Annotated in this window: 15 protein-coding genes; 9 read left to right on the forward strand and 6 right to left on the reverse strand. The window is 67.0% G+C overall.

Annotated elements, in window-relative coordinates; translation table 11 throughout:
* Positions 1–17 precede the first annotated feature (17 nt).
* On the forward strand, positions 18–911 hold the full coding sequence (locus tag PZ895_RS15370) for a patatin-like phospholipase family protein (RefSeq protein WP_275839878.1): 894 nt from the start codon (positions 18–20) through the stop codon (positions 909–911).
* Between the two features lie 33 nt (positions 912–944).
* On the opposite strand, the gene PZ895_RS15375 is transcribed toward PZ895_RS15370, so the two are convergent.
* On the reverse strand, positions 945–2,399 hold the full coding sequence (locus PZ895_RS15375; protein ID WP_345803533.1) for an MATE family efflux transporter: 1,455 nt from the start codon (positions 2,397–2,399) through the stop codon (positions 945–947).
* Entirely contained in the window at positions 2,396–2,812 is a 417-nt protein-coding gene (locus tag PZ895_RS15380) for a VOC family protein (protein WP_275837117.1), read from the reverse strand. The genes PZ895_RS15375 and PZ895_RS15380 overlap by 4 nt, the downstream gene beginning before the upstream one ends.
* Before the next feature lie 151 nt (positions 2,813–2,963).
* Here PZ895_RS15380 and PZ895_RS15385 point away from each other — a divergent pair, with 151 nt between their 5' ends.
* The 6 genes from PZ895_RS15385 to lpxK all read left to right on the forward strand — a co-directional run bounded on the left by PZ895_RS15385 (position 2,964) and on the right by lpxK (position 8,578).
* Positions 2,964–4,304, forward strand: a complete 1,341-nt coding sequence (locus tag PZ895_RS15385; protein WP_275839879.1) for a TldD/PmbA family protein — start codon at positions 2,964–2,966, stop codon at positions 4,302–4,304.
* The gene (locus PZ895_RS15390) at positions 4,291–5,088 is read left to right on the forward strand and encodes a 3'(2'),5'-bisphosphate nucleotidase CysQ (RefSeq protein ID WP_275839880.1); all 798 of its coding nucleotides are present in this window, start codon (positions 4,291–4,293) and stop codon (positions 5,086–5,088) included. The genes PZ895_RS15385 and PZ895_RS15390 overlap by 14 nt, the downstream gene beginning before the upstream one ends.
* Before the next feature lie 107 nt (positions 5,089–5,195).
* Positions 5,196–5,429 carry a DUF4170 domain-containing protein gene (locus PZ895_RS15395; RefSeq protein ID WP_275839881.1) on the forward strand — a complete coding sequence of 78 codons (234 nt, stop codon included), beginning with the start codon at positions 5,196–5,198 and terminating at the stop codon, positions 5,427–5,429.
* Between the two features lie 12 nt (positions 5,430–5,441).
* A complete protein-coding gene (locus PZ895_RS15400; protein ID WP_275839882.1) occupies positions 5,442–6,224 on the forward strand; it encodes a lysophospholipid acyltransferase family protein in 783 nt (260 codons plus the stop codon).
* On the forward strand, positions 6,221–7,549 hold the full coding sequence (waaA, locus tag PZ895_RS15405) for a lipid IV(A) 3-deoxy-D-manno-octulosonic acid transferase (protein ID WP_275839883.1): 1,329 nt from the start codon (positions 6,221–6,223) through the stop codon (positions 7,547–7,549). The genes PZ895_RS15400 and waaA overlap by 4 nt, the downstream gene beginning before the upstream one ends.
* Positions 7,550–7,552: 3 nt before the next feature.
* The gene (gene lpxK, locus PZ895_RS15410; RefSeq protein WP_275839884.1) at positions 7,553–8,578 is read left to right on the forward strand and encodes a tetraacyldisaccharide 4'-kinase; all 1,026 of its coding nucleotides are present in this window, start codon (positions 7,553–7,555) and stop codon (positions 8,576–8,578) included.
* Between the two features lie 107 nt (positions 8,579–8,685).
* On the opposite strand, the gene PZ895_RS15415 is transcribed toward lpxK, so the two are convergent.
* Together PZ895_RS15415 and mutL are read right to left on the reverse strand one after the other, a co-directional pair.
* On the reverse strand, positions 8,686–8,922 hold the full coding sequence (locus tag PZ895_RS15415; protein WP_275839110.1) for a DUF2093 domain-containing protein: 237 nt from the start codon (positions 8,920–8,922) through the stop codon (positions 8,686–8,688).
* Positions 8,923–8,977: 55 nt separating this feature from the next.
* Positions 8,978–10,756, reverse strand: coding sequence for a DNA mismatch repair endonuclease MutL (gene mutL / locus PZ895_RS15420; protein ID WP_275839885.1), 1,779 nt, complete (start codon positions 10,754–10,756; stop codon positions 8,978–8,980).
* Between the two features lie 136 nt (positions 10,757–10,892).
* Here mutL and PZ895_RS15425 point away from each other — a divergent pair, with 136 nt between their 5' ends.
* Together PZ895_RS15425 and PZ895_RS15430 are read left to right on the forward strand one after the other, a co-directional pair.
* Positions 10,893–12,440: a trimethylamine methyltransferase family protein gene (locus PZ895_RS15425; RefSeq protein ID WP_275839886.1), complete on the forward strand. Its 1,548-nt coding sequence runs from the start codon at positions 10,893–10,895 to the stop codon at positions 12,438–12,440.
* A gap of 40 nt (positions 12,441–12,480) precedes the next feature.
* Positions 12,481–12,708, forward strand: a complete 228-nt coding sequence (locus PZ895_RS15430; protein WP_275839887.1) for a hypothetical protein — start codon at positions 12,481–12,483, stop codon at positions 12,706–12,708.
* A 65-nt stretch (positions 12,709–12,773) separates the two neighbouring features.
* On the opposite strand, the gene PZ895_RS15435 is transcribed toward PZ895_RS15430, so the two are convergent.
* Both PZ895_RS15435 and PZ895_RS15440 read right to left on the reverse strand, forming a co-directional pair.
* Positions 12,774–12,959 carry a hypothetical protein gene (locus PZ895_RS15435; protein WP_275839888.1) on the reverse strand — a complete coding sequence of 62 codons (186 nt, stop codon included), beginning with the start codon at positions 12,957–12,959 and terminating at the stop codon, positions 12,774–12,776.
* Positions 12,960–13,085: 126 nt separating this feature from the next.
* On the reverse strand, positions 13,086–13,505 hold the full coding sequence (locus tag PZ895_RS15440; RefSeq protein ID WP_275839889.1) for a lysozyme inhibitor LprI family protein: 420 nt from the start codon (positions 13,503–13,505) through the stop codon (positions 13,086–13,088).
* Between the last annotated feature and the right edge of the window lie 12 nt (positions 13,506–13,517).

Genomic DNA, 13,517 nt, shown 5'->3' on the forward strand with positions numbered 1-13,517 from the left:
CGCATTCGAGAATGCCCATGAACGCGGTCGTACCGACCTTGATCGAGAAAGAGACGGCCCGGCCCACCGCTCCGAGCGGGCCGACATTCGCGCTGGCGCTGGGCGGCGGCGGCGCGCGGGGTCTGGCGCATATCCATGTCATCGAGACGCTGGACGAACTGGGCATCCGTCCGACCATGATCGCCGGCTCGTCGATCGGCGCGATCATGGGCGCCGGCATGGCGGCGGGGATGAAGGGAACCGACATTCGCGACTATGGCCGCGCGGTGCTCGGCAAGCGCGCGGAGGTGGCGAGCCGTCTCTGGCGCTCGCGCCCGCAATCGCTCGCCGAGATGCTGGAGGGCGGCATCAGGTTCGGCCAGTTCAACCTCGAACGCATCCTGCGTTCCTTCCTGCCCGGCGAAATCCCCGAGACCTTCGAGCAGTTGCAGATTCCGCTCAAGGTGACGGGAACGGACTTCTTCGCCCATGATCTCGCCGTTCTGGACACAGGCGATTTGCGCTCCGCGCTTGCCGCCTCGGCGGCGCTGCCGGCGGTGTTCCGGCCGGTGCGGCGCGATGGCCGGCTTCTGATCGACGGCGGGTTCTACGATCCGGTGCCGTTCGACCTGGTGCAGGACGCCGCAGACATCGTGATCGCGGTCGATGTGGTCGGCTATCCGACCAAGGAGACGCCGAAAGGGCCGGATTCGATCGATCTTCTTTTCGGCACCAGCCAGATCATGATGCAGTCGATCATCGCGCTCAACCTGACGCGCTGCCAGCCGCAGATCCTGATCCGTCCGCCGGTCTCGGAGTTTCGCGTGCTCGACTTCATGAAGATGGAGCAGGTGATGGCGGCGACCGAATCCATCCGCGACGAGTTGAAGCGGTCCATCAATGCCGCGGTCGAGGCGCAGGCGGCGAAGTAGGTTTTCTTGAACCGACCCCCTTCGGAAAAAAACCTACTGCAACGTCGATGCCTTCCCCGTCGAAAACGCCGAGTTCGCCGCCGGGGGCAGTGCGGGGACGGGCTCGCCGGCCATCATGCGCGGGCCGATGCCGCGCACGGTGCGGAAGGCGAGAAGGACGGCGGCGATGCCGAAGACGACGGCGCCGACCGCCCAGCCGCCAATGACACCCTTGGCCCCGAAATACTGCGCGCCGAGCCAGACGAACGGGATGACGCCGAGCGTCGAGCGGCCCCAGTTGAGGAGCGTGGAATAGGTCGGATAGCCCAGATTGTTGAAGGCGGCGTTGGCGACGAAGAGCGCGCCGTTGAAGAGGAACGAGCCGGCCGCGAACAGGCAGAAGAAGATGACGAGTTCGCGCGCTTCGCCGGTGGCTCCGAAGAGGCCGGCGATCGGGCCGGCGAAAATGGCGAGCAGCGCCCAGACGGCGAGCACGTAGAGCAAGGTGAAGAGAAGGGCGTCGCGCAGCGCATCGTTGAGCCGGTCATAGCGGCGCGCGCCGTAATTCTGGCCGAGGATCGGCCCGATCGCGCCCGACAGGGCGAAGATGACGCCGAAGGCCACGGGCAGGATGCGGCCGATGATGGCCCAGCCGGCGACGGCCTCGTCGCCGAAGGATGCGATCTCGATGGTGACATAGGCATTGCCGACCGGCGTCGCGATCTGCGTCAGAAGCGCGGGCACGCCGATGCCGAAGAACGGGCGCAGCGCCGTCTTGAAGCCGGCGAGATCCGGCAGTTTCATCAGCCGATGGACCCTGTGCGCGCCGTAAAGGCCGACGCCGAGCAGGATCGCGCGCGAGATGACGGTCGAGATCGCCGCGCCTTCGAGGCCGAGCCCGAAGCCGAAGATGAAGATCGGATCGAGGATGGCCGCCGCGATGCCGCCGGCGAGCGTGACATACATGGCGCGCCGCGCATCGCCGACGCCGCGCATGATGCCCGTCGTCGCCATGCCGACGGCAACCATGGGCATGGAGGGGATGACGATCTGGAGGAAGCGGGTCGCCATCTCCTGCGTCTCGCCGCGCGCCCCGAGCAACCCGACGAGTTGGTGGAGGAACGGCCACATCGCGGCGGCGATCAGGATGGTTGTCGCCGCCATGTAGACGATGGAGGCGCCGCCCATGCGGGCGGCCTCATCGCGGTCGCCGCGCCCGAGCGCGCGGGAGACGACGGCGGAGGTGGCGATGGTGAAGCCGATGGCCACCGAGATGGTGAAGAACATCAGCGTCGAGGCGAAGCCGATGGCCGCGGCAAGCTCCTGCACGCCGAGCATCGAGATGTAGAAGAGATTGAGCGCGTCGACGAAGAAGACGGCGATCAGCCCGATCGAGCCGGTCACCGTCATCGTCACGACATGGCGCATGGTCGAACCGGTGACGAACTTGCCCTCTCCGGCCGGGGGTCGGGCGTCGGGAAGGATTTCGTCGGCCGGCCGGGTCGTCAATGGGCGAAGACCTTGTCCATCGACCTGAAACCCTTGAATTCGAGCGCATTTCCGGAGGGGTCGCAGATGAAGAGCGTCGCCTGTTCGCCGGGCTCGCCCTTGAAGCGGACCTGCGGCTTTTCGATCCATTCGACGTCGGAGCGGGCTTCGAGGCGTTCGGCAAGCGCCGTCCATTCGGCCATTTCGAGGACGACGCCGAAATGCGGGATCGGCACGACGATGCCTCCGACCTTGCCGTCGCGCGCGGCCTTGCCGGCGCCGGGACGCAGATGCGCCGACATCTGGTGGCCGAAAAGATCGAAATCGACCCAAGTGTCGGAGGAGCGGCCGATCGCGCAGCCGAGCACGTCGGCATAGAAGGCACGGGTTTCTTCGAGATCGCTGACGGGGAAGGCGAGATGGAAAGGCGTCACGTCACATGTCCTTGGAAGGGTTTTTCGTCGTTCGCGTCCTCATGCCGGGCGACAAGCGAACGCGGCTCAGCCATTGCACATGTCGGGCGCGAACAATAGATGGGGCGGATACGCTGCCTGCCAATGCCGTTTGACCAATCAGGACAATTCCATGAGCCAGATCGAGACCGCCCGGTTGCAGGACCTCGTCGCATCGCTGGTCGAGGCGGCAAGGCGTGCCGGGGCCGACGCCGCTGACGCGGTGGCGGTGCGCTCGCGCTCGGCCGACGTCACGGTGCGGCTCGGCAAGGTGGAAGGCACGGAAGCCGCCGAAAGCGACGACATCGCGCTTCGCGTCTTCATCGGCAGGCGCGTGGCGAGCGTTTCGGCGGCGGCCGGCGCGAATGTGGACGAACTGGCGAGCCGCGCGGTGGCGATGGCGAAGGTCTCGCCGGAAGACCCGGTGCAGGGCCTCGCCGACAAGGACCGGCTGGCGCGCGCGATCCGCGATCTCGACCTGTTCGACGGAACTGAGATCGACGCGGCGCGGATGCGCGAGGATGCGCTTGCGATGGAGGATGCGGCCCGCGCGGTGGCGGGCGTGACCAATTCCGGCGGCGCCTCGGCCAGCGCGGGCATGGGGGGGTTGGTGCTGGCGACCTCGGACGGTTTCCTCGGCCAGTACATGGCGACGCGCTTCGGCCGTTCGGTGAGCGTCATCGCCGGCGAGGGCACCGCCATGGAGCGCGACTACGACTTTTCCTCGCGGCTGCATTTCGCCGACCTCGAAGCGTCCGAGGAAATCGGCCGGCGGGCGGGCGAACGGGCTGTGCGCCGTCTCGGGGCGAAAAAGGCGAGGACCGGCCCGGTCGACGTGATCTTCGATCCGCGCGTGGCACGCGGCATTGCCGGCCATCTGGCCGGCGCCATCAACGGCGCATCCGTTGCGCGCAAGACGAGCTTCCTGCGCGACCAGATGGGCGAGAAGGTCGCCTCGGCCGCGATCACCGTCACCGACGATCCGCTGCGCGTGCGCGGGCCGGCCTCGCGGCCCTTCGACGGCGAGGGCGTGGAGGGCGAGGTGCTGACCATGGTCGAGGACGGCGTGCTGAAGCACTGGCTGCTCTCGACCTCGGCCGCGCGGGAACTGGGGCTGATCACCAATGGCCGCGGCTCGCGTGCGGGCACGTCGGTCAACCCGACCTCGACCAACTTCGCCATCGAGCCGGGCACGGTCGCGCCGCAGGACCTGATCGCGGGACTGAAACGCGGCTTCTACGTCACCGAGGTTTTCGGCCAGGGCGTCAACATGGTGACCGGCGAATACAGCCGCGGCGCCTCGGGCTTCTGGATCGAGAACGGCGAACTGACCCATCCGGTCTCCGAAGTCACCATCGCGTCGAACCTGAAGACGATGTTCCTGAACATGGTCCCGGCGAACGATGTCGACCGCAATTTCGGCACCGCCGCTCCGACGCTGCTGATCGAAGGAATGACGCTTGCTGGCGAATGACGACCACGCCGAACTGGCTCTGATCCGCGAGGCCGCGCGCGAGGCGGGACGCATCGCCATGCGCTATTTCGGCCAGACGCCGGACGTCTGGATGAAGACCGGCCAGTCGCCCGTCACCGAAGCCGACATCGCCGTCGACCGGTTCCTGAAGGCCGAACTTCTGGCGGCGCGGCCGGACTATGGCTGGCTGTCGGAGGAGACGGTGGCCGACACGTCGCGGCTTTCCGCGCGGCGCACCTTCGTCGTCGATCCGATCGACGGCACGCGCGGTTTCATCAACGGCCTCGACATGTGGTGCGTCTCGATCGCGATCGTCGAGGACGGCCGCCCGATCGCCGGCGTGCTCGATGCGCCGGTGAAGGAACAGATCTTCGAGGCGACGCGCAGCGGTCCGGCATTGAGGGACGGGGAGGCGATCAGGGTGCGCGAGGCGGGCGACGTGCCGATCGTCGCCGGCCCGAAGACGATGACGAAGACGCTTCTGCCCGGCATCGGCCAGACGGTGAAGGTGCCCTACATTCCCTCGCTCGCCTACCGGATTGCCATGGTTGCGGACGGCGAGATCGACGCCACCTTCGTCAAGCCGAACGCGCATGACTGGGACCTGGCGGCGGCGGACCTCATCCTGCGCCGGGCCGGCGGCGAGGTGCTGACGCCGCAGGGCGTCGCGCCGCTCTATGCCGGAACCAGCCCGCGCCACGGCACGCTCGTCGCAGGGTCCGGCGCGCTTTTGACCGCGATGATCGAAGAGGCGGGCAATCCCGACTGGTCCCAAGGCTGGTAGCGGGCTGGCTGGTAGGTTCCAAAAATCCGCGAACTGATCTAAGCATTGCCCGCCGGGTGCTTCGCGCGCCCGACCCCGTTTCATGAAAAGCAAAAAGCGATTGTCCGATGGCCGAAGAAAGCTCCAACCAACAACTCCTGCATCTCGTGTTCGGCGGCGAATTGAAGTCGTTGCAGGGCGTGCAGTTCAAGGATCTGGCGAGCCTTGATGTCGTCGGAATCTTCCCCGACTACAAATCCGCCGAAGCCGCATGGCGCGCCAAGGCGCAGGAAACCGTGGACAACGCCCAGATGCGCTATTTCATCGTGCATCTGCATCGCCTGCTCGAACCGCAGAGCTGATTTGTCCGCCGGATGGGGAAGAAGACCATCAGCAATACCGACAGGATCGACGAAGGTGCAACAGCGCGTCGCCGGCCGCTGAAGGCGGCATGGCAAAGCCTGCGCGGCCCGCTGGCCGACACGCCTGCCGCCAAGAATGCGCTCGCCGCCGGCATCGTCGCGCTGTTGCGCGCGATCAAGGCGACCAATCCGGTTGCCGCCGGCTCGGACGATCCGATCGCCGCGATCCGGCCGTTTGAGCCGGTGATCGTGGCCCTGTGGCACGGCCAGCATTTGATCGCACCGGCCTATCTGCCACGCGAGCTGCATTTCACGGCACTCTTCTCGAAGAGCCGCGATGCCGAACTGAACGCGCTGGTCGCCGAACGCCTCGGCTTCGGCATCGTGCGCGGCTCGGGCGGACGCGAGGGCCATGACACAGACAAGGGCGGCGCGCGGGCGCTGATCCAGCTCAAGCGCCTTCTCGATCAGGGCGGCAACGTCGCGATGATTGCCGACATCCCGCACGGCACGCCGCGCGACGCCGGGCTGGGCATCGTCACGCTGGCGCGCATCTCCGGCCGGCCGATCCTGCCCGTCGCGCTGGCGACGAGCCGCCGCAAGGTGCTTGACAGAAGCTGGGACAAGACCGCCATCAACCTGCCGTTCGGCCGGGCCGGCATCGCGATCGGCGAGGCCATCCACATACCCACGGACGCCGACGACACGGCGATGGAACGCGCGCGCCGCGACGTGACGGCGGGGTTGAACCGGGTCACGGCACGGGCTTACGGTCTCGTGGGAGCGGCGGCATGAGCGAACGCTGGGCGCGCGCGCTTCTGACCACCTACCGTCTGGCCGGCGCGGCCGCCTATCCGCTGATCGGCGGGTATGTCGCCTATCGTGCCAGCCGCGGCAAGGAAGACCGCAAGCGCCGGCGCGAGCGCTATGGCGTGACGCAGATCGTCCGTCCCGACGGACCGCTGATCTGGGTTCATGCGGCAAGTGTCGGCGAGACGCTGGCCGTCGTGCCGCTGATCAGGAAGATCGCCGCCGACGGCATCCATGTCGTGCTGACGACCGGGACGGTGACCTCCGCCGGCGTGGCGGACGAACGCCTCGGCGACACCATCATCCATCAATATGTGCCGCTCGACCTGAAGCCGGCCGTCGACCGCTTCCTCGACCACTGGCAGCCGGACCTCGCCATCATCGCCGAATCCGAGATCTGGCCGATGACCATCCTTGAACTCGGCGCGCGGCGCGTGCCGCAGGTGCTCGTCAACGGCCGGCTCTCCGACCGTTCCTTCGCACGCTGGAGCAGGCGCACGCATCTGGCCGAGGCGCTGTTCGAGAACCTTGCCCATGTCGTCGCGCAATCGCAGACGGATGGGGAGCGCTTCCTCGCGCTGGGCGCCCGCCCCGTTACCGTATCGGGCAATCTGAAGGTTGATACGGTGCCGCCGCCGGTCGACCTTGCCGCGCTCCAGTCGCTGAAGGACGCGGTCAGCGCGCGGTCGGTCTGGGCCGCCGTCTCGACCCATGAGGGCGAGGAGGAGATCGCCGCCAACGTCCATCTGGCGCTGAAGAAGCGACATGGCCGGATCGCGACCATCATCGTTCCGCGCCATCCCGACCGCGCCGACGCGGTTGCGCAGATGTGCGCGGCCAAGGGGCTGAAGCTGGCGCGACGCTCGAAGGGCGAGCCGATCGCGCCCGACACGGACATCTATCTCGGCGACACGATCGGCGAGATGGGGCTTTACCTGCGGCTGACCGAGATCGCCTTCGTCGGCCGTTCGCTGTCGGGCGAGGGCGGCCAGAACCCGCTCGAGCCGGCGATGCTCGACACGGCCGTCCTGTCGGGCCGGCACGTCCAGAACTTCCGCGACGCGTACCAGACGCTCATCCAGGCCGGCGGCGCCAAGCTCGTGCGTGACGAAGCGATGCTGGCTGGCGCGGTGAACTACCTTCTCACCAACGATGCGGCGCGCGGCGAGATGATTCGCGCCGGCGCGACGGCCGTTGCCGACATGCGCGGTGCGCTCTCGAAGACGCTGGCCGCGCTCGATCCTTTCATCACGCCGTTGGTCGTCAAGGCGCGGCTGACGAGCGGCGCGCGGCCGAACGGCAGGGGCTGACCGGTGAGCGAGGCGCCTCCCTTCTGGTGGCACAAGCCCGACTGGCGCGCCTGGTCGCTCTGGCCGCTGTCGAAGCTCTACGGCCTCGCCGCGCGTCACCGCCTGCAAACCGCGCCGCGCAGGAAGATCGACATGCCGGTCCTGTGCATCGGCAATCTGACCGTCGGCGGCACCGGCAAGACGCCGGTGGCGATCGCTTTCGCTAAACAGGCGAAGGCCATGCGGCTGAAACCCGGTTTCCTGTCGCGCGGCCATGGCGGTTCGGTTTCGGGCGCGCATCTGGTCAACCTCCATCATGACGGCGCACGCTATGTCGGCGACGAGCCGCTGCTGCTGGCCGCCCATGCGCCGGTCGCGGTCTCGGCCAACCGCGCGGAAGGCGTGAAACTGCTGCTCGGCGAGGGCTGCGACTTCGTCATCATGGATGACGGCTTCCAGAGCGCGCAGATCCACATCGACTACGCGCTCGTCGTGGTCGACGCCGAACGCGGCATCGGCAACGGCCACACCATCCCCGGCGGCCCGATGCGCGCGTCGCTGGTCGACCAGATGCGGCATGTGACGGCGCTGCTCGAAATGGGCGAGGGCAGCGCGGCGTCGACGGTGGTGCGCCACGCGGCGCGCGCCGGCCGCCCGGTCTTCCGTGCAAAAACCCGGCCGCTGCCGCTGGAGGCGGTTCGCGGCAAGCGCTGCCTCGCCTTTGCAGGCATCGGCAATCCCGAAAAATTCTATCGCACCGTGCGTGAACTGGGCGGCGACGTAGCGGTGACGCGCAGCTTCGCCGACCATCATTTCTACAGCGCCGACGAAGCGCGGGATCTGATGCAGGATGCCGACAGGGACGGGCTGGTGCTGGTCACGACAGCCAAGGACGCGATCCGGCTGGCGCACGGATCGCAGGCGCTGGAGGAACTGCATCACCGGGCAAAAATGGTGGAGATCGAGGTGGCGTTCGAGACGGACGTGACGCCCGGCGCGGTGATCGACCAGACGCTGAAGGCGTGGCGCAGGCGCCGGCTGGAAGGGTGACTCTCGACCGGCGTCATTCCGGCCGAAGTCCGAGCGCAGCGAGGCGAGAGCCGGAAGCCATTCCGTGAGTGCTTCGCGCCGATGCGGCTTCCGGGATGGCGTCGAGCTTAAGTCTTCGCCCGCGCCCTCAAACCCGGATTTTCCTGCAATTCCCGGTTCAGCGAAATTTCGGCATTCGCATAGGGCTCCTGCCGCGCGACGCTCCAGTATTTGAGCTCGTCGAGCGGAATGGACTCGCCCGTGACCGCGCAGCGCACGAACGATCCCGGCGTCATCACCTGGAAATCGCCGTCGAGATAACGGATGCGGGCTTCCTTGCCGCCGGGGCCTTCGAAACGGTTCATGGGATGCGCCTTCTGGTCCCGGTGGTTCCGCCACAAATGCGGTGTCAGGTCAAGCTTATCTGCGCCCAAAAAGCCGCTCGATGTCCGCAAGCTTCAACTCGACATAGGTCGGGCGGCCATGATTGCAGGTGGCCGAGCCCGGCGTGGCTTCCATCTGGCGCAGGAGCGCGTTCATCTCATCCGCCTTCAGGCGCCGGCCCGAGCGCACCGACCCATGGCAGGCCATGGTGGCGGCGATGTGGTGGAGGCGGGCGGTGAGGGTCTCGACCGTGTCGTTGTCGGCGATCTCGTCGGCAAGGTCGCGGACAAGCTGCTGCACGTCCATCTCGCCCAGCATCGAAGGGGTCTCGCGCACCGCGATCGCGCCCGGCCCGAAGCGCTCGATGGCAAGGCCGAAGCGGGCGAGCGTCTCGGCTTGCCCGGCAAGGCGCGCGGCATCATCTTCGGACAGGTCGACGATCTCGGGCAGGAGCAGCATCTGCGCAGGCAGCGGCTTCGAATGAAGCGCCGTCTTCAGCGCCTCGTAGACGAGCCGTTCATGCGCCGCGTGCTGGTCTACGATGATCAGCGAGCGGTCCGTCTGGGCGATGATGTAGTTCTCGTGGACCTGCGCGCGGGCGGCACCGAGCGGCTGGGCGAGGGCCTCCAGGGCGGGTTCCGGCAGGCCCGCGCGCAGGTCCGCGGAGGCGATCGTTCCGGCGAAAACGCTCTGCGCGGCTTCGGCGAAGCCGGTGTCAAGCGGGCGTTGGAATGAAGTCGCGGCGTCGAAGCCGGGCGACAGGCGCGGCGGCGGCGCGCGGAACATTTCGGCCATCGAGCTTGCGGCCGAGGTCGAGGCGCGGATGCCGGCGGAGCCGAGCACCTGGCGGATCGCCCCGACCATCAGGCCGCGCACCAGCCCCGGATCGCGAAAGCGGACATCCGCCTTCGCTGGGTGAACGTTGACGTCGACCAGCGCCGGCTCGATGTCGACGAAGAGGGCGGTGACCGCGTGGCGGTCGCGCGGCAGCACGTCGGCATAGGCGCCGCGGATGGCGCCGGCGAGCATCTTGTCGCGCACCGGGCGGCCATTGACATAGACATATTGCTGGAGTGCGTTGGCCCGCGTGAAGGACGGGATCGAGGCATGGCCGGAGAGCCGCACGTCGGTGCGTTCGGCGCGGATTTCGAGCGCATTGTCGGAGAACTCGCGGCCCATCACCTGCGCGATGCGCTCGCGCTGGCCGGCGGCGTCGTCGCTCGCGGCGGCGAGGTCGAGCGTCGTGCGGTCGGGGCCCGACAGGGTGAAGCGCACATGGGGGAAGGCGATGGCGATGCGCTTGACCATCTCGGAAATGGCGGCGGTCTCGGCCCGTTCGCTCTTCATGAACTTCAGCCGCGCGGGCGTCGCGAAGAAGAGGTCGCGCACCTCGACCATCGTGCCCGGATTGGCAGCGGCGGGCCGCACCGGCGACACGCGGCCGCCCTCGACGACGATCTCCGCGCCGTCGCCTTCGCGCGTGCGCGAGCGGATCGTCAGCCTGGCGATCGAGCCGATGGAAGGCAGCGCCTCGCCGCGAAAGCCGAGCGAGCGGATGTCGTGGATGTCGTCGGAAAGCTTCGACGTGCAGTGCCGGCCGATGGCCAGTGCGAGGTCGCCTTCGTCCATGCCCGACCCGTCATCGGTGACGCGGATCAGTTGCAGCCCGCCGCCGGCGGTTGCGATCTCGACCCGGCGCGCGCCCGCATCGAGCGCGTTTTCGACCAGTTCCTTCACCACGCTGGCGGGCCGTTCGATGACCTCGCCGGCGGCGATCTGGTTGACGATGGTTTCGGAGAGTTGGCGGATCGGCATAGTCCGAACCTAGCGGGAATCGAAGGGGCAGGCGAGGGCGCGGCGGCGCTTATGGACAGGTTCGGGTCGGTTCACGCCCTTGGCGACGCGTCTTTGATGCGCCTAGAGTGCGCTTACGCAGGGAGAGGAGCCCGACATGCTGGACGAAGTGCAGGGCAAAAGGCGCGAGCGCGGCGGACGAGAAGCGCGGCGCGAGGCGCGCGCGGGCGGGCAGGCGGGGCCGGGCAGGCCCTACATCGTCCGCAACATCCCGACCTACGACATTCTGTCCGAGGAAAACCTCCTGCGCATCGAGGCAACGGCCGACCGCATCCTCGCCGAGATCGGCATCGAATTCCGCGACGACGAAACCGCGCTCGACCACTGGCGCAAGGCCGGGGCGACGGTCGACGGGGTGCTGGTCAAGTTCGAGCCGGGAATGCTGCGCGAGATCTTGAAGACCGCGCCGGCCGAATTCACCCAGCACGCGCGCAATCCCGACAATTCGGTGCGGATCGGCGGCAGGAACGTCGTTTTTTCGCCCGCCTATGGCTCGCCCTTCGTGATGGATATCGAGCGCGGCCGGCGCTACGGCACGCTGGAGGATTTCGAGAACTTCATCAAGCTCGCGCAAGCCTCGCCCTTTCTGCATCATTCGGGCGGCACGATCTGCGAGCCGGTCGACGTGCCGGTGAACAAGCGCCATCTCGACATGGTCTACGCCCATATCCGCTATTCCGACCGGCCCTTCATGGGCTCGGTGACGGCGGAGAGCCGCGCGGAAGAGTCCATCGACATGGCGCGGCTCGTCTTCGGCCGCGACTTCGTCGAGAAGAACTGCGTCATCCTGGGAAACGTCAACGTCAACTCGCCGCTCGTCTGGGACGGCACGATGACCAACGCGCTGCGCGCCTATGCCCGCGCCAACCAGGCGGCGGTGGTCGTGCCCTTCATCCTCGGCGGCGCGATGGGACCGGTGACGAATGCCGGCGCGATCGCGCAATCGCTGGCCGAAACCATGGCCGGCTGCGCGCTGACGCAGTTGGAACGGCCCGGCGCGCCGGTGATCTTCGGCAATTTCCTGTCGTCCATGTCCCTGCGCTCCGGCTCGCCCACTTTCGGCACGCCGGAACCGGCGATCGGCTCGATGGTGATCGGGCAGCTTGCGCGGAGATTGAACCTCCCTCTCCGGTGCTCCGGCAATTTCACCACCTCGAAACTGCCCGACGGCCAGGCGATGAACGAGGGCACGATGTCGATGCTCGCCGCCATCCATTGCGGCGCGAACTTCATTCTCCATTCGGCAGGCTTCCTCGACGGGCTCCTGTCGATGTCCTACGAGAAATTCGTCATGGACGCCGATTTCTGCGGCGCGCTGCACACCTATCTCGACGGCGTCGTGGTCGACGACAACCAGCTCGCCTTCGACGCCTTCGCCGAGGTCGGGCCGGGCAGCCATTTCTTCGGCTGCGCGCACACGATGGCGAATTACGAGACGGCGTTCTGGGATTCGGGCCTCGCCGACAACGAGGCGTTCGAGAAATGGGAGGACGCGGGCGGCGAGGACGCCATGGACCGCGCCAACCGGCTGTGGAAGAAGCAACTCGCGGAGTTCGAGGCGCCGCCGCTCGACGTCGCGGTGGACGATGCGTTGAAGGACTTCATCGCGCGGCGCAAGGCGGCGAATGACGATGCCTGGTATTGAGGGCTGGTGCGATTCTGGTCCAACATGCTAGAATCTCTCTATGACACAACTCCTCGAACTGGCCGTCGCGGCGGCGCGCCGATTGTCGCCACAAGAGCAAGACGAACTTGCCCGGACGATCATGGACATCGTTGGCGAGGGCGAAGGTATTTACGTCCTTTCCGATGAGGAAAAGGCGGCGATCGACGTATCGCGCGCCCAAGTCGCGCGTGGCGAATTCGCCACCGACGAGGAGATCGAGGCGGTGCTGAACAAACACACGCGATGAGGACTCGCCTCGCGCCGGCCGCTCTTCAAGATGTCGAGGAAGTTCTTGCATTTCTTTGGTCACGCTCACCGTCTGCCGCCGCAGGCTTCGCCGACAGGTTCCGTCGACTGAGGCGATTGCTCGGTGCGCATCCACATGGCGGCCGACGAACCGACCAGGAAAACCTGCGCTGCGTGAATGTTCGGCCCTACCCGTATTTGATCTTCTACGAGGTGATCGACGGTGAGGTCGTGATCCAGCGCCTGTTGCATGGCGCTCGCGATCCGCGCGCCATGCCTGCACGAGCGCGCTGATGGGCCGGGAAGATCGTCGCTGACGTATGCGATTTTCGAGCTTCCGATTTTGGTGAGGCCCCGGCAAACGGTCAGGGACCGTTCCTATTGCCCCACCAGCATTTCCAACTCCTCCGCCCGGTCGCGGGTGAGTGCGAACATGCACACATTGCCTTCGATCGCGGCGATGGTGCCTTCGCCGGATCGGTAATAGCCGCAGTTTGCGTCGCGATAGGCGATCCAGGCGCGCTGGACGTCGCGGAACTGCGTGCGGCGCTCGCCTTCGAGCGGCTCTATGGCGGTTCGATAGGCGGCATTGAGGCGGGCATCCCATTCTTCATGGAGTCCGCCCACGCACATGACGATGTCGACGGTGGTGTCTTCGTCGGCGCATCGTTGATAGTCGCCTTCGTACCAGTTCGACGCGAAAGCCGGCATGACCGAGAAAAGGGCGGGAATGGCAATGGCGATGGCGCGCATGGGCTTGCTCCGTTCGTCGGGACGGTCGAACAATGCGACGATCATCCCCGCATCGCA

The organism is Mesorhizobium sp. YIM 152430, assembly GCF_029210365.1.
Classification (GTDB): Bacteria; Pseudomonadota; Alphaproteobacteria; order Rhizobiales; family Rhizobiaceae; genus Aliihoeflea.